Annotated in this window: 14 protein-coding genes, 1 tRNA gene and 1 other RNA gene; 12 read left to right on the top strand and 4 right to left on the bottom strand. The window is 64.3% G+C overall.

The genetic code is table 11. From position 1 onward, the window contains the following. Positions 1 to 27: 27 nt before the first annotated feature. Both LPA35_RS13645 and dapF read right to left on the bottom strand, forming a co-directional pair. Positions 28 to 717 carry a DUF484 family protein gene (locus tag LPA35_RS13645; protein ID WP_055399608.1) on the bottom strand — a complete coding sequence of 230 codons (690 nt, stop codon included), beginning with the start codon at positions 715 to 717 and terminating at the stop codon, positions 28 to 30. After that, the gene (gene dapF, locus LPA35_RS13650; RefSeq protein WP_228897352.1) at positions 714 to 1,595 is read right to left on the bottom strand and encodes a diaminopimelate epimerase; all 882 of its coding nucleotides are present in this window, start codon (positions 1,593 to 1,595) and stop codon (positions 714 to 716) included. Before dapF ends, LPA35_RS13645 begins: the two co-directional genes overlap by 4 nt. Positions 1,596 to 1,711: 116 nt before the next feature. Here dapF and LPA35_RS13655 point away from each other — a divergent pair, with 116 nt between their 5' ends. The 6 genes from LPA35_RS13655 (at position 1,712) to LPA35_RS13680 (ending at position 8,334) form a co-directional block, all read left to right on the top strand. Further along, complete coding sequence (locus LPA35_RS13655) at positions 1,712 to 2,416, top strand: glutathione S-transferase N-terminal domain-containing protein (protein WP_228897353.1); 705 nt, start codon at positions 1,712 to 1,714, stop codon at positions 2,414 to 2,416. Between the two features lie 126 nt (positions 2,417 to 2,542). Further along, positions 2,543 to 2,740, top strand: a complete 198-nt coding sequence (locus tag LPA35_RS13660) for a hypothetical protein (protein ID WP_228897354.1) — start codon at positions 2,543 to 2,545, stop codon at positions 2,738 to 2,740. Positions 2,741 to 2,835: 95 nt separating this feature from the next. Beyond that, positions 2,836 to 4,509 (top strand): MBL fold metallo-hydrolase, encoded by a 1,674-nt coding sequence (locus LPA35_RS13665; protein ID WP_228897355.1) that lies wholly within the window; start codon positions 2,836 to 2,838, stop codon positions 4,507 to 4,509. A 158-nt stretch (positions 4,510 to 4,667) separates the two neighbouring features. Next, complete coding sequence (locus LPA35_RS13670; RefSeq protein ID WP_228897356.1) at positions 4,668 to 5,453, top strand: rRNA pseudouridine synthase; 786 nt, start codon at positions 4,668 to 4,670, stop codon at positions 5,451 to 5,453. A gap of 374 nt (positions 5,454 to 5,827) precedes the next feature. Continuing rightward, on the top strand, positions 5,828 to 7,096 hold the full coding sequence (locus tag LPA35_RS13675) for a YjgN family protein (RefSeq protein ID WP_370628606.1): 1,269 nt from the start codon (positions 5,828 to 5,830) through the stop codon (positions 7,094 to 7,096). A gap of 2 nt (positions 7,097 to 7,098) precedes the next feature. Further along, the gene (locus LPA35_RS13680; RefSeq protein ID WP_228897357.1) at positions 7,099 to 8,334 is read left to right on the top strand and encodes a M48 family metallopeptidase; all 1,236 of its coding nucleotides are present in this window, start codon (positions 7,099 to 7,101) and stop codon (positions 8,332 to 8,334) included. Between the two features lie 110 nt (positions 8,335 to 8,444). Here the strand turns inward: LPA35_RS13680 and rnpB are convergent. Continuing rightward, positions 8,445 to 8,784, bottom strand: an RNA gene (gene rnpB, locus LPA35_RS13685) — RNase P RNA component class A. A gap of 327 nt (positions 8,785 to 9,111) precedes the next feature. Between rnpB and LPA35_RS13690 the strand changes: the two genes are divergently transcribed. Further along, positions 9,112 to 9,777, top strand: a complete 666-nt coding sequence (locus LPA35_RS13690) for a peptidoglycan recognition family protein (protein ID WP_228897358.1) — start codon at positions 9,112 to 9,114, stop codon at positions 9,775 to 9,777. Positions 9,778 to 9,779: 2 nt separating this feature from the next. Continuing rightward, positions 9,780 to 10,121, top strand: a complete 342-nt coding sequence (locus tag LPA35_RS13695) for a hypothetical protein (RefSeq protein ID WP_228897359.1) — start codon at positions 9,780 to 9,782, stop codon at positions 10,119 to 10,121. A 112-nt stretch (positions 10,122 to 10,233) separates the two neighbouring features. Here the strand turns inward: LPA35_RS13695 and rtcR are convergent, their stop codons facing one another. Further along, the gene (gene rtcR / locus LPA35_RS13700) at positions 10,234 to 11,892 is read right to left on the bottom strand and encodes an RNA repair transcriptional activator RtcR (protein WP_228897360.1); all 1,659 of its coding nucleotides are present in this window, start codon (positions 11,890 to 11,892) and stop codon (positions 10,234 to 10,236) included. A gap of 346 nt (positions 11,893 to 12,238) precedes the next feature. Between rtcR and LPA35_RS13705 the strand changes: the two genes are divergently transcribed. The 4 genes from LPA35_RS13705 to LPA35_RS13720 all read left to right on the top strand — a co-directional run bounded on the left by LPA35_RS13705 (position 12,239) and on the right by LPA35_RS13720 (position 15,818). Continuing rightward, positions 12,239 to 12,302: transfer RNA gene (locus LPA35_RS13705), tRNA-OTHER, on the top strand. Between the two features lie 313 nt (positions 12,303 to 12,615). Then, positions 12,616 to 13,755 (top strand): slipin family protein, encoded by a 1,140-nt coding sequence (locus LPA35_RS13710; RefSeq protein ID WP_228897694.1) that lies wholly within the window; start codon positions 12,616 to 12,618, stop codon positions 13,753 to 13,755. 9 nt (positions 13,756 to 13,764) lie between these two features. Beyond that, positions 13,765 to 14,571, top strand: coding sequence for a hypothetical protein (locus LPA35_RS13715; protein WP_228897361.1), 807 nt, complete (start codon positions 13,765 to 13,767; stop codon positions 14,569 to 14,571). 26 nt (positions 14,572 to 14,597) lie between these two features. Then, positions 14,598 to 15,818 (top strand): RtcB family protein, encoded by a 1,221-nt coding sequence (locus tag LPA35_RS13720; protein ID WP_228897362.1) that lies wholly within the window; start codon positions 14,598 to 14,600, stop codon positions 15,816 to 15,818.

Consider the following 15,818-nt stretch of genomic DNA (forward strand, 5'->3'; position numbering starts at 1 on the left):
GCCGCAGAGTGGCCGCTGGCCGTCTGGCTACTTCAGACGAAGCAATGCGGCGCTGGCGAGTTCTGCCATGCGCGACAGAAATTCGGTGCCCATCGTGGCATCAAAACGCTGCGGGTCTTGCGAGCCCAGCACCAGCAGGCCAAAGGCGGGCGTGGCGCTGTCGATGGCGCCTGCGCGCAGCGGCAGCAGAGCCAGCGACTGGGCGGGCTCGCCCGCCTCGTTGGCCAGCCAGGCGGCGGGCTCGAAACCCAGGTTTGGGCCGCAGAACGGCATGGTGAGCGACGAGGCGAACGCGCGGGCGTCTTCGCTGGCGCCCTGGGTGAAGTCGGCGTCGATGTACGGCGCGGCCACCTCCCACACGCGGACCGCCGCCTGGGGCACGTCGAAAAGGGTGCGCACACCATCCACCACAGCCTGGGGCAGGTCGAACGGGTCGCGCACCTGCAGCAGGCTGCCGGTCCATTGGTGGACCTTGTTGGCAATGGCAGCGTTTTCGGTGCTGTTACGCACCATTTCCATGATGCGCTGCTCCAGGCCCTTGATCTTTTCACGCAGCATTTCGGCCTGTCGCTCCTGCAAGCTCACGGCGCGCGCGCCGTGGGGGCTGGTGATCTGCACGCTAGCCAGCACCTCGGCATGGCGTTCGAAAAAGCCCGGCGTGTTGGTGAGGAACTGGGCGATGTCGTCTTCGGTGATCGGTGGGATGTGGGACGTCATAGGAGGGTGTCAGGAATGTCGATCTGGCCTTCGAACACCGTGGTGGCGGGGCCTGTCATGAAAACGGAATCGGTGTCGGCACCGCTCCAGGCAATGGTGAGGCGTCCGCCGCGCGTGTCCACATGCACCTCGTTATCGAGCAGGCCGAGGCGGATGCCGGCCGACACGGCGGCGCAGGCGCCCGTGCCGCAGGCCAGGGTCTCACCGGCACCGCGCTCGAACACGCGCAGCCGCACGTGGGTGCGGTCCACGATCTGCAAAAAGCCTGCGTTCACGCGCTGCGGAAAACGCGCGTGGCGCTCGATCAAAGGGCCCGCTTCGGCGACGGGGGCGGTGTCCACGTTGTCCACCAGTTGTACGGCGTGGGGGTTGCCCATGGAGACCACTGCTATCAAAAAAGTAGCTACCAGCGCTTTACCATCCAGCGCTAGAGGCCATTTTTGCCCTGATCCTTGCTCTACAGGGCTCAGGCCGCTGGCATCGAACGGTACCTGCGCGGGATCGAACTGCGGGCGGCCCATGTCCACGGTGACACGGCCATCGGGCGTGAGGCGGGGGGCGATCACGCCGCTTTGGGTCTGCACCCGCAGGGTGTCTTTGCCCGACAGGCCTTTGTCGTGCACAAAGCGCGCAAAGCAGCGGGCGCCGTTGCCACACTGCTCCACCTCTCCGCCATCGGCGTTGTGGATCACGTATTCGAAGTCGATACCGTCAGCGGGCGAAGGACGCACGGTGAGGATCTGGTCGGCCCCCACGCCGAAGTGGCGGTCGGCCAGAAAACGGTATTGGGCGGTGCTGAGCCCCAGCCGGCCCTGGGTTTCGTCGAGCACCACGAAATCGTTGCCCGCGCCCTGCATTTTGGTAAAGCGAATCTGCATCCGTCAGATTATCGTCGGTGGGCCGCCAATAACCTCAGGCAGCGCCGGTTTCACGGCCCCATTAGGCTTGCGCTCTTTGGGCGCCGCTCTGGCTGCCACCCGCCAAGGACTCTTTGATGCCCGATCTTTCCGCCTTCGCCATCACCCACAAATGGCCCTCCCAGCACCCCGACCGCCTCCAGCTGTATTCGCTGCCCACGCCCAACGGCGTGAAGGTGTCGATTGCGCTCGAAGAGCTGGGCCTGCCGTATGAACCCCACCTGGTGAGCTTTGACACCAACGACCAGACCTCGCCCGAGTTCCTGTCGCTCAACCCCAACAACAAGATCCCCGCCATCCTCGACCCGAATGGCCCGGGTGGCCAGCCGCTGGCGCTGTTCGAATCCGGCGCCATCCTGTTGTACCTGGCCGAGAAAACCGGCCAGCTGATCCCGCAGGAGGCCGCTGCGCGCTACGAAACCATCCAGTGGGTGATGTGGCAGATGGGCGGCCTGGGCCCGATGTTCGGCCAGCTCGGCTTCTTCCACAAGTTTGCGGGCAAGGACTATGAAGACAAGCGCCCGCGTGACCGCTACGTGGCCGAATCCAAGCGCCTGCTGGGCGTGCTGAACCAGCGCCTGACAGGCCGCCAGTGGGTGATGGGCGACAAGTACACCATTGCCGACATCGCCATCCTGCCCTGGGTGCGCAACCTGATTGGTTTCTACGGCGCGGGCGACCTCGTGGAGTTTGGCCAGTTCACCGACGTGCAGCGCGTGCTGGACGTGTTTGTGGCACGCCCTCCGGTGATCAGGGGTCTGGCAATTCCGGCACGCGGTTGAGCGAGGAGGGGGTGCGCACTGTCGCTTTCTTTCTCGCCCGCCCTTGATATTGATCATGCCGACCAGCCCGCCGCACGGCCGCCGCGCACCTACGATGGACCTCCTTAAAAAAACAGGGAGTACCTCATGGGATTAACCGTCAACGTTCTGGACGATCTGGGCGCGCACAACCTCCAGGCAGCTGCCCAGGCGGCACTGCAGGAGACCAACGCCATCGCGCTGATCGAACTGCTGGAGATGCTGTGGAGCTGCGACGTGGAAGGCGCCAACGCCGTCATTGATGCGGTGCTGCTGCGCCTGCAGCAGCTGCGGGTGTTGCGCTGAGTGGTCAAACCCAGCACACCCGCCGTAGTACGGCCCATGGGCCGTACCGAAGTGGGACGTGTGCACACGGCGCGCCTCCCCTCGATAATGGCCCGATGCCCCGCACCAGCCAACATCTGCACCCCTACCGCGAACCTGTAGCCACCCGCCTGGCCGCCACTGTGCTGCTGCTGCGCGATGCACCCGGCAATGCGGGAGGCATCGAAGTCCTCATGACCCGGCGCTCCGACAAGGCCAGCTTTGCACCGGGTGCCTATGTGTTCCCGGGCGGGGGCATCGATGCGCTGGATGCGCAGTCGCACACCGCCGCCGACCGCCGCCCCACCCAAAGCGACCTGCACCTCACCCAGGCCATCGCCGCCATCCGTGAGAGTTTTGAAGAACTGGGTGTGCTGCTGGCCCGCCATGCCGACGGCCCCCGCAAGGGGTTGATGGCCGATGCGCAGGACATCGCCGCCATCGACCGCCACCAGCCCTTTGTGGCGCAATGCACCGCGCGCGGCCTGCGGCTGGCGGCCGACAGCGTTTTCATGCTGGCCCACTGGATCACCGACCGCGACCTGCCGCGCCGCTTCGACGTGCCATTTCTCGTCGCCCGCATGCCCGAGGGCCAGGAGCCCGTGGCCGACGAGTCCGAACAGTTCGAGCCCGTCTGGGTGCGCCCGGCCGATGCGCTGGCGCGGCATGAAGCGGGGCAGTTCTTCATGATCTTTCCGACCATCCGCACGCTGCAGCGGCTGGCCACGTTTGCCACCACCCAGGCGGTGTTCGACGCGCTGGCCCACGAGTTGCCCCTGTGGACCAGCTGCCCGCGCGCGGGCACGCTGGCGGGCAAGGAAGCGCGGTACATGGAAAGCGACATGCCCTACGGCGAGCTGGCCCTGGTGTGCCCCGACGGCCAGATCGTGCACCCGCTGGACTGGCAAACCGAGCGCCCCGTGCCGCTGCTGCGCAACGTACAGCGGTTGACCGCCCCCAACCCCGGTGTGATGACCGGCCCCGGCACCAACAGCTACCTGGTGGGCGACCCCGCCACGGGCTATATCGCCATCGACCCCGGCCCGGCAGACCCCGAACACCTGGACAAGCTCTGGCGCGCCGCCGGGGGCGACATCCGCATGATCGTGTGCACCCACTCGCACCCCGACCACTCGCCGGGCGCCGCGCCGCTGCAGGCACTGTGTGTGCAGGCGGGCAAAGCCCGGCCCCCCATCCTGGGCCTGCCCTCGGCGCCCACCGCGCGCACGGCCAGCACATTCACACCCGACAGATCGCTACAAAATAATGAGCTACTCGCGCTTGATGGACAAGCGCCAGAGGACAATATTACCCATACTTTGCGGGTCATCCACACCCCGGGCCACGCCGCCAACCACCTGTGCCTGCTGCTGGTGGAAGACGCCCTGCTGTTCAGCGGTGACCACATCCTGAACGGCAGCACCACGGTGGTGGACCCACCCGACGGCAACATGGCCGACTACCTCGATTCGCTGGACAAGCTCGACGCCGTGTGCGCCGAGCATGGCGTGGAGTTCATCCTGCCTGCGCACGGTTATGTTCTGGGCGATGCCCGTAGCGCCATCGCCAAGCTCAAGTCCCACCGCCTGGCACGCGAGGCCAAGGTGCTGGCCGCCATGCAGGCGCTGCCCCAGGGCAGCATGGAAGACTGGGTGCGGCACGCCTACGCCGACGTGCCGCCGCGCATGTGGCCCGTTGCGCAGCGCTCGCTCCTGGCGCATGTGGAGCGAATAAGAATGTTCGCCCCCTGAGTCGCCTGCGGCGCCTTCCCCCATCCGGGGGACGACGCCCTCGCTGCGGGGCGGCCCTTGCTTGGCGTCCCTGGCGGAGAGCGCGCCCGCTGCACGCGCCACGAACAACAAGAGGCGTGCCCACACAATCCATCCAACAAAGAAAGCCGCCCCAACCCATGAATGACAAAAACCCCGAACCCTCCCACATCCGCCTAGCCAAGCGTGTGGCCGACCAACTGAACTGCTCGCGCAGCACGGCCGAGCAGTTCGTCGAAGGCGGCTTTGTGAGCGTGGACGGCCAGGTGGTGGAAGCCCCCGGCGCACGCGTGCGCCCCGACCAAGCCGTGACGGTGGCGCCAGACGCCAGCCTGCTGGAGTTGACCCCGGTGACCTTGCTGCTACATAAGCCAGTGGGGTTTGAAGCGGGCCTGGGTCTGCCCGCCGGGCAGGCGGCCCATGCCAGCCGCAGCCAGGGCGCCACTGCGGCCACCACCCTGCTGGGCCCGGCATCCCACCTGCCTGAGGACGCCTCAGGCATCCGTGTGCTGCAGCGCCACTTCAAGCAGCTGGAATGTTTCACCCCGCTGCCCACCGAGGCCAGTGGCTTGGTGGTCTACACGCAGGACAAGCGCATCGCGCGCAAGCTGGCGGAAGACATCGAGTCGCTGGAGCAGGAGTGCATCGTGGAGGTGAAAGGCGACATTGCACCGAACGGGCTGCAGCGCCTGTGCCACGGCCTCTCGTTCAACGGCCGCCCGCTGCCGCCCATCAAGGTGAGCTGGCAAAACGAGACCAAGCTGCGCTTTGCCCTCAAGGGCATCCGCCCCGGCCAGATCCCGGCCATGTGCGAGGCCGTGGGCCTGGCCGTGGTGGCCTTGAAGCGCATCCGCATCGGCCGCGTGCCGCTGGCGAAGGTGCCTGAAGGGCAGTGGCGGTATTTGCAGCCTTGGGAAAGATTTTGAATCCCCCCTGAGTCGCCTTCGGCGCCGTCCCCCCCCGGGGGGACGCCACCGGTGGCCTGGCAAAGCCAGTTCCACGGTGGCACTGGTCTGGCCGCGAGCCCCGTGGCTACGTCGGTGCGACCGTCCGCTTGGCGACCCTGCCGACGGGTTCGGTATCAGACCAACCCAAACCGTTCACGCTGAGCTTGTCGAAGCACGGCGCCAAGCTTGGACATGCTCGGCCCGAACGGTAAGCCCCAGCTTCCAAGCGACAAGTTCGCAGCTATCAAACTCATAGCTGCCAGCGCTTGTTGGAAAAGCGCCAGATGCCAATTTGGCATAAATTTTTCTTCCACTGACCGCTGCTACACTGCGCGGCAAACAGGAGGGAGTTCATGAGCCAAGTTTCATCAGACAGAGACAGCGCTGCGGGGCCGATGTCTACGTTCATGCCGCAGAACATCGATGCACACCCGATGGAGTTCACGGGCAGCGGGGGCGAATACTTCCGGGTGTGGATCGTCAACGTGCTGCTGTCCATCGTCACGCTGGGCATCTACACCCCCTGGGCCCGGCGCCGCACCGCGCAGTATTTCTACAGCCACACGCTGGTGGCAGGCAGCCCCCTCGAATTCACCGCGCAGCAGCGCAAGATGGTGATGGGCTTTGTGCTGCTGATGCTCATCACCCTGGCCTACAACATCGCGGCCAACACGGGGCAGGATGCTGCCGTGGGCGTCTTGCTGCTGACGGGCGCCGTGCTCTCGCCGCTGATCTGGGGCAGTGCCATGCGTTTTCGGCTGGGCGCCACGCGCTGGCGCGGCTTGCGCCTGCAGTTCACTGCCCACTGGAAAGAGGTCTACCTCGCGAGCTGGCCCCTGTTTGCGCTGGCATTGGTGTGGTTTGGCGTGTTTTTTGGCATGCAGATCCTCTCGCCCGAACTGGCCGACGTCTTGCAGGAGGTGGAGGACGAAGCCGCCAACCCCAAGATGCCTTCGTTCACCCCGGCCATGGGCGCCCTGCTGCTGCTGGGCCTGGTGCTGACCGTGCTGTGTTTCATCCGCCTGGAATACAACTACAAGAGCCTGCTGGTGCTCAAGGCCCAGGTAGGCGCCGAAAAAGGCCGCTGGAAGCCGGTGTACATGGATTTCGTCAAGGTGTGGCTGGCCACGGTGGCCGTTTTCGTGCTGACCGTGGTGGGGTTCTCGGTGTTGATTGGCGTGCTGGCGGGCAGCTCCATCGCCCTGTTCGCCGGTCAGAGCAGCCGCATGGGCTTGTGGATGATTCTGGTGATCATCGTGTCCATCGTCGCGGGCATCTTCATGCTGATCCTGGCTTCGGCCCCCGCCCGCGCCTACCGCGAGGCGCGCATGTTCCAGCTCATGTGGAACAACATCGGCGTGAGCCATGTGGCACGGTTCAAGTGCCACCTCAAGAGCGGCAGCTACGTGGGGCTGCGCATCAAGAACATGCTGCTCACCCTGCTCACGCTCGGCCTCTACCGCCCGTTTGCACGGGTGAGTGAATACCGCATGAAATGCGAATCCGTCACCCTGCACGTCAAGGGCGGCGTGGAACAGGTGGCGGGCGCCATGGTGCGCCAGCAACAGGGCGGCCTGGGCGATGCGCTGGCCGATGCGGCAGGCCTGGACCTCATCGGTTGAGCATGCCCGCCCCCGTGAACACAGACCTGCTCCAAGGACGCTGGTTCGACGGCCAGAGCAGCAGAGCCCGCCCCGTGATGGTGAGCCTGCGGCCCACGCCGCAGGGCCCGTCGCTGGTGCTGCACCCGCTCTCACAGCCGGGCGCCGAGCCGGTCGTGTTCGCCTGGAAGGACGTGGGCTGGCCAGAGGCCTGGAACGAACACAAGCCCCAGCCCCGGGTGGTCGTGGACCTGCGGGACCACGGCAGCCTGGAGATCGATGCCGTGAGCGACTGGCGTGCCGCCCTCGCAGCCGCTGGCGAGCGCCACGGCCTGGCCCAGCGCATGCAGACCCGCTGGCCCGTACTGCTGGGTGTGACAGCTGCCGCCGTCATCGGCCTTACGCTGTTCTACCGCTATGGCACACCCTGGGCAGCCACACAGCTCACCCGCTTTGTGCCCCTGGGCTGGGAAACCAGCGTGGCCGAGAACGTGCTCAAGCAAATGGACGACGGCACCTTGAAGCCCAGCAAGCTCCCCAAGGAGCGACAGGAGCAGCTCAAGGCCCGCTTTGACGCCCTGGTGCAGCAGACGCCCACAACCATGCACCGCTACCCCGACTACCGTCCGCCGCTGTCGCTGGAGTTCCGATCGGGCATGGGCGCCAATGCGTTTGCCCTGCCCGGCGGCAAGATCGTGATGACCGACGGCATCGTGAAAACCGCCACCGACCAGGGCCTGCCCGACGACGCCCTGGTGGGCGTGCTGGCCCACGAGATCGGCCATGTGGTGTACCGCCACACCACCCGCATGGTGGTGGAACAAGGCGTGCTCAACATGGGCCTGGGCCTGGCGCTCGGGGACGTGTCGGCCGTGGTGTCCACAGGCGCATCGTTGCTCACCGGCCTGGCCTACAGCCGCAGCCACGAACGCGAAGCCGACTGCTACGCCATCGCCCTCATGAACCACACGGCCCTGCCCACGGCACCCATGGGCAAGCTGCTGCTGGCCATTGCCCATGACGAAGAGGAAGAAGAAGAAAACAAGAAGAAAGAAGAAGAAGAGAAAGCAGGCCAGAACCAGGCAGCCGCACCCACGGCCAAGCCCGGCGCCAGCAGCCCCGAACGCTCGCGCCAGCGCAAGACGGCCGAAGAGATGGCGTCGCACCCTGTCTGGTCGCTGCTCAGCAGCCACCCCGACACCGTGGCGCGAGCCAGCGAGCTGGAAAAGGGGCATGCGCCCCATTGCACGAAAAACTGAGCCAGCCCCCGCCCCTTGCTGGGCAAGGCCGGCTTATTCCCGCCATCGGCAGAGCTTGAGGCGCGAAGGGCCTGGGAACCGCGGTGGGGAAACCGGGGATGGGAAATAAAGTGTGAAGCGCGCCGATAAGCCGGATTCTGTGCACCACGGTTGCCCGCAGTGTGACCGCCATTAATCTGGGCCGGGTGTCGCCACCACGGCTCGGTGCTACCTACCCGCCAACTCTGCGGAACCACATCAACGTTGGCCTACTTGGTATTGCTGCGCGTAGAGATTGCCCGTTTCACCCCCGGTGGTTTGCCTTGCGGCACTCCCCCGGGACTCGTCTCTGTTGCTCTGATCCTCACCTCACGGTGGGCAGCCGTTAGCTGCTACGCTGTCCTGTGCAGTCCGGACGTTCCTCCAGTGCCTGGTTTCCCAGATTGCACCAGCGGCGGTCTGGCGCGCTTCACGCTGGCGATTATCGCATCGCCCCTGGCCACGGCGCACGGCGCTGCGCCATCCGCAAGCTGCACCTGTCTCAAAAATCCACTTAGTGCGCCCCGGTAGGCGGGTGGCCACTTGTCGACTTGCCTGAGTCGCTTTCCGGCTTTGCATGCACAAAGGGTAAGCAGCCATTGAAAACGGGTCCTAGATCGTGACGGGCCGCGCAATGACTACTTACAGGATGAAACCAGAAATACTGTCTCACTGGTAATCACACATATGGCGCCACGGGTTCTCAATGGGCACACTGGCCCCGCACCGTTTACCACAGCAACATCAGGAGGAATGCCAATGAACGTGACTGCAACGACCCATGCGGGAGGAGTTCCGGGTGGCCACGGAGTCAATGAAGATTTGACCATCAAGGACGGCTTTATCGTCGACCCACGCGTAGTCGATAAGCGCGTTGCGGCACTGGAACACGGCGCCATGACCAGGGTCGATGCCATCGTGCTGCACCAAACCGACAGCAGCACCATGAATCTAGAACACGCCAAGACCGACGGGATCGGCGCGCACTTCTACATCGAAAAAGACGGCACCATTTACCAAACTGCGCGACTGGACCAGAGCGTCTACAGCGTCGGAAAAATCCGCTCCCGATGCGATGACAGCCGAACCTGCAGCAAAGAAGAGAAAACGGCGATCGACACGCTCATGAACTCGTCTGCAAGCTACGGCGCCAAAGTCAAAGCGCTCAACACCCGGGAGCAGGCCAAGGCCTACCCCGATCGATATCCAACCAACGGTGACTCCGTGGCCATTGAAGTGGTAGCCAAATTCGACCCAAAGACAAAACTGTTCGAGCGCCCCACGGCAGAGCAGACCGAATCGCTGAAATGGCTGACGCAGGCATTGGGTAGCCACTACGGGCTGGACTTGCAAACGGACGTTTACCGTCACTCCGACATCTCTTACAAACAGGCCGATGAGGCCAAGAGCCTGGTGTTCCAATGAGGGTGGCGCTGATCACCCTCTTGTCTTGTTGGGCCTGCGCGTCCGCAGTGGCACAGCCATCCAACCTTCATTGGGTACAGAGTTTCGCCGTCAAAGAAGGCACACGTAACCGCTGCGAAGCACCGCGCTTCAGTGAAGCCGAATTAAGGACGTACTTTCTGCACGAAGCCAAGCGCGTCCCGGAAGAAGGGTTCGCGCAACGTGACTGGTCTGGCTGCTACGCGGAAGGGTTCGCAGTAAACGCTCGGGGCGAACGCCAACTTCACTGGCAGCTCGACCTGCTGGGAACAGGAATCATCACCTGGACAGATGGCCAGACTCACCATTTCGCGCGCGAGCAGTGAGACGTTTCCCGCATCACCGCCCTGCTGCGCGGCTGGGCGCTGCCCCGCCAGCCATCGCAGGGCGGCCGCCGAGGCTTGCGCTGCAAACACCGCGCGGGACCACGCACTGTGTCTAATGGCGTCGTCCCAACCATGACGGGAACGACGCCGAAGTCAACCGCTCCCAGTCCAGCCCGAACCGCGCCAGGTACTTGCGCAGCCGATCCGCATCATTGACCACCGTGCGCTGCGTGCGCGAGGCTTGGAACAGCAGGCGCCCTGCGTCCGACAGGGTGCGGGCCTGGCGGCAGACCTGCAGCACGGCAGCGAGTTGCAGCTGGTCGAAGAGATCCATGGACTCCACGGCATCCTTGCCGAGCAGATCCGAGAGATGGTCACGGCCCAGCGTACCGGGCGTGGACGCCAAACCGTTGCGCGCATCGCTGGCGGGTTGCCACAGCCAGCGCAGGCGGGCCATTTCGGCCTCGACCAGGGACAGGCCAATGCGGCCGCTGTCGGCCAGCGTGGCCAGGCGCGTCACGCTGGCCGAAAGGTCGCGGAAGTTGCCGGTCCACAGGGCCTCCGGCGACTGGGCGTAGCGCAGGTAGGCCGCGCGCGCCTCGTTGGAAAAGCGCACGCTGCGGCCCAGCTCGGTGCCTGCGCGGGCCAGCTGGTGGTCCACATTAGGTTCGATGTCTTCAGGCCGCTGCGCCAGGCCGGGCAGCACATAGCTCCAGAGGTTGATGCGCGCATACAGGTCTTCGCGAAAGCGCCCGGCCGCCACCTCGGTGCGCAGGTCGCGGTTGGTGCCGGCGATCAGCTCGAAGTCGCTGGCCACCTCGCGGTCGCTGCCCATGGGGTAGAAGCGCTTTTCCTCCACCGCCTTGAGCAGCATGGCCTGCTCGTCCAGGCCCAGTTCGCCAATCTCGTCGAGGAACAGCACGCCCTTGTGTGCCGTGCGCAGCAGGCCCGCACGGTCGGCCGCTGCGCCAGTGAAGGCGCCCTTTTTGTGGCCGAACAGCGTGGACGCTGCGCCGTCGCCATGCAGCGTTGCGCAGTTCACTTCCACGAACTCGCCCTCCACCTGGTGGCGCGACTTTTTCAGCTCGAACATGCGCCGCGCCAGGTGCGACTTGCCCGCACCCGTGGGCCCGGTGAACAGGATGGGCGCGCGCGAGCGCACCGCCACCCGCTCCACCTCGTCGATCAGCGCGTTGAAGCGCACGTTGCGCGTGGCAATGCCGCTCTTGAGGAAGTCCACCGCATCGCGCTGCTCGGCGCCAAAACGCTGGGCGATCACGTCGTAGCGCGAGAGGTCCAGATCAATCAGCGCGTAGCTGCCCGGATCGCCCATCTGCTGGCGCTTGGGCGGCGAGGTCTGCGCCAGCACGCCCGGAATGCGGCGCGACTCCACCAGCAGGAACAGGCAGATCTGCGCCACGTGGGTGCCGGTGGTGATGTGGGTCCAGTATTCCTCGCGCTCGGTGTCGAAGCGGTAGGCCTGCGCCCAGTCAAACAGCTTGGCATACACCTCGCCAAAGTCCCACGGGTCGGCAATGGGCAGGAGTACCAGGTTCACCGTGGTCTCGGGGGACGCGATCACCATGTCCGCGCGCACCTGTTGCGCCAAGTCCTGGTGGGGCGGCGTGTAGAGCAGCTCCAGCCGCTCGATCACCACGTCCTCATGTTGCACGAGCGATACGGTGGGGCGCCACTTCTCCCACCGCCCCGCGCCCCGGCCGGAGTCGAGCTGGGTGCCAAGGAAACCGATCACGACTTTGTTTTTGCGCATGCTGTTCATCTATTTAGCTAGCTTTAATTCTATTAATTTCAAATTCACCTAAGAAGCAAAAAATCTTACGGATGAATTTCTCTATACAAATCAACGACTTGAAGAAATTCAACCGACAAAAATCAGGCTGGCACACATCTGGCAATAGATAAGACATACAGCGCAGGCGGTGACCGCTCACAGGCCGGGGTTAGGACCAACGTTCGCCCCGCCGGTGCAGGGAATCCGGGCTCTCAAAGCCCTGTCGATTCCCCGCATGCCGCACACCGTGAGCGCTGGGTAACGGCACGGCAGTGGTAGCCATCCCGAAAGGGGTGCCGGGTTCGACTCCCGGCTTGCCTCCATTGGTAGCTCATTGGTAGAGCACCCTCGCAAGAGGGCTGTAGCAGGTTCGACTCCTGCCCATTCATCCGACCGAATGGTTGGAACTGAGAAACGGTCGAAAGACCACCCGCCGAACGCGGGGAGTTGCCCCAGGGTTGCCCCTCTTTTGGACGCAACCGCAAGGCAAGACCCCGTCAGCCGGTGGCGGTTTGTGCCAGCACCCGGCACAGCCCGCGCCCGCAGCCAGCCACGCTGCCGCCCTGCTTGCAGGGCAGCAACCACGGCGCACTGCAGGGCCCTGGCTGTGCCCCCTGGCACCCCGCCATTGCTGTAACGGCACCCTGATTGCAACGACAACGAAGAAGTAACGACAACGACAGAACAAGGAGAAGAAAAATGATGAAGCTGATCGAACGAGTGACCGTGAAGAAAAACGAACGAGCCCTGCTGCTGCGCAACGGCAGCTTTGACCGCGTGCTCCAAAGCGGCACCTACTGGCTGTTTGCCGGCATGGACCAGTCGCGGGTAGAGACCTTCGCCCTCGAACAACCTGCGTTCACCCACGGCCTGGCCGACTACCTGATGGCGCACGAGCCTGCCGTGGTGGCTGCCGAATTCGTGCAAGTGAACCTGTCGGAGCAGCAAGTGGGCCTGCGCAGCGAAAACGGTGTGCTGGTCGAAGTGCTGCCCCCTGGCACCCGTCGCCTCTATTGGAAAGGCCTGGTGGAGGTGAACGTGCAGGTGATCGACCTCGACGCTGGCCCCGAGCTGCCCGCTACCCTGGTGGCGCGCCTCACCCAGACCCAGCTGCGCCAGCGCAGCGTGACCGGATTGACCGGCGTGCTGCAGGTGCAGGTGCCCGAGGGCCAGTGCGCGCTGCTCACCATCGACGGCAAGGTGGATCGACTGCTGCCCGCAGGCGCCTACGCGTTCTGGAAGTACGGCCGCACCATCGCCGTGGAGCTGGTGGACCTGCGCCTGCAAGCCGTGGAGGTATCAGGCCAAGACATCATGACCCGTGACAAGGTGAGCCTGCGGCTGAACCTGTCTGCCACCTTCCGCTACACCGATGTGCTGCGCGCCTTTGCCCAGTTGCAAAAGCCTGCCGATCACCTGTATCGCGAGCTGCAGTTTGCGCTGCGCGCCGCCGTGGGCACCCGCACGCTCGATGAGCTGCTGGAGAACAAGACGGTGATCGACGACGTGGTGACCGCGCACATGGCCGCCAAGCTATCGCCCTACGGCATGCAGCTGGAAAGCGTGGGCGTGAAGGACATCGTGCTGCCCGGCGAGATGAAAACCATCCTGACCCAGGTGGTGCAGGCGGAGAAACAGGCCCAGGCCAACGTGATCCGCCGCCGCGAAGAGACTGCCGCTACGCGCTCGCTGCTCAACACGGCAAAGGTGATGGAGGACAACCCCGTCGCCCTGCGCATGAAGGAGCTGGAGACGCTGGAACGCGTGGCTGAACGGATCGACAAGATCTCGGTGTTTGGCGGACTGGATCAGGTGCTGAACGGCCTGGTGAAGATGCGCTGAAAGAGAACCATGAAAAAGAAACCAACGACTGCTGCAATGCCTCTGGAAGCCGCCACACAGGCGGTCTACCAGACCTTTGCGAAATACCAGGCACCGCATGGGCTGCTGGATGTCTGCACCGGCTGCTGCATGGATGCCGAACTGGAGCGCGAGATGCGATGCCTGCCGCTGCGCCAACTGACGCGGGAACACTTTTATCAATACAACGACTCTGCCAAGAGCCAGGTACAGCCCGCTGACGAGATCAAGTACTACCTGCCTCGCATGCTGGAATTGCTGGCGCAAGGAGCCCGATTGCACCACTCCACCGAGATCTATCTCGACCGGCTGGGGCGTTGCCTTGCCGATGCCTACGCATCTGACGAGAGGGCTGCCGTGCTGGGTTATGCACGGGCATTCTTCGCCGAGGGCCTGGCGCAGTGGGAGCCGGACAGCGACGGCCTTTTCCAGGGAGAGCACGCATTCAGCATCCTGCTGATGTGGGACTACGCCGGAGTATCCATACAGCCCTTGCTGGACGACTGGTTAGCCGACGACCGCGAAGCCGCGACACTGAACTTTGTAGATTCCTACTACTGGGAATACTGGACGAATGGCGGAGCGATCTCCAACGCGTTTGCCGAGGCGCCCTTTCAGGCCGCCATGCAGGCATGGCTGAATGATCCGCAAGTCAAAGCCGCGTGGGCACACAAGCTATTGAAGCTGACAGAGGACGGGCCACCCGCCGACTGGCGCCCGGCATGCGCCAAATGCGGCCAGATCCACTACCCGCTGACCGAACGCATTGCAGCTGTCTTTGATGCAATGGCCAGCTGAAGATGAACAACAGAACAGGAAAAAACATGAACAACTACGAACAATATGAAGTACCCAACGGCGTGCCCGTGAAGATGTGGACCAACGGCGTGCCCGTGGAAAAAGAAGCCCGGAACCAGCTGCGCAACATTGCGCGCCTGCCCATCGTATTCAAGCACGTGGCGGTGATGCCCGATGTGCACCTGGGGATCGGCGCCACCATCGGCTCGGTCGTGCCCACGCTCAAGGCCATCATTCCCGCTGCGGTGGGTGTGGACCTGGGTTGCGGAATGATGGCGTGCAAGACCACGCTGACGGCCAGCGATCTGCCCGACAACCTGGCGGGTGTGCGCGCCGCCATCGAGCGCGCCGTGCCGGTGGGGATGACGCCCAAACGCATGGGCCGCGACAAGGGCAGCTGGGATACCCCGCCCGCCGAGACCGACCGCGCCTGGGCCGCGCTGGTGGATGAGTTCGACGAGATTTGCGAAGCGCACCCGCGCATCAAGAACACGAACAACTACAAGCAACTGGGGACGCTGGGAACGGGTAACCACTTTATCGAGATCTGCCTGGACGAACACCAGTCCGTGTGGGTGATGCTGCACTCCGGCTCACGCGGGGTGGGGAACGCTATCGGCACCCACTTCATCGAGCTGGCCAAGAAGGACGCCGAGATGAACCAGCGCAACCTGCCCGATAAGGACCTGGCGTACTTCGAGGAAGGCGCACAGTATTTCGGCGACTACGTGAAGGCCGTGGGGTGGGCGCAAAAGTTTGCTGCCGCCAACCGCGAAGTGATGATGGGCCGCGTGATTGCCGCGCTGCGCACGGTGATCACCAAGCCGTTCGAAACGCATGTGGAAGCGGTGAACTGCCACCACAACTACGTGCAGCGTGAGACGCACTTCGGCCAAGAGGTCTTCGTGACCCGCAAGGGCGCGGTGAGTGCCGAGCAAGGCAAGCTGGGGATCATCCCGGGGAGCATGGGGGCCAAGAGCTTCATCGTGCGCGGAAAAGGCAACCCCGAGAGCTTCAACAGCTGCAGCCACGGCGCAGGGCGCACCATGAGCCGCACCAAGGCCAAGAAGCTGTTCACGGTCGAAGACCAGATCAAGGCGACCGAAGGCGTGGAATGCCGAAAGGATGCGGATGTGATCGACGAGATTCCAATGGCCTACAAGAACATTGACGCGGTGATGGCGGCGCAGGAAGACCTGGTGGAGGTGGTGTACACGCTCAAGCAGGTCGTGTGTGTGAAGGGGTGA

It is taken from the genome of Acidovorax sp. Leaf73, from assembly GCF_916855635.1.
Taxonomy (GTDB): Bacteria; Pseudomonadota; Gammaproteobacteria; order Burkholderiales; family Burkholderiaceae_C; genus Acidovorax; species Acidovorax facilis.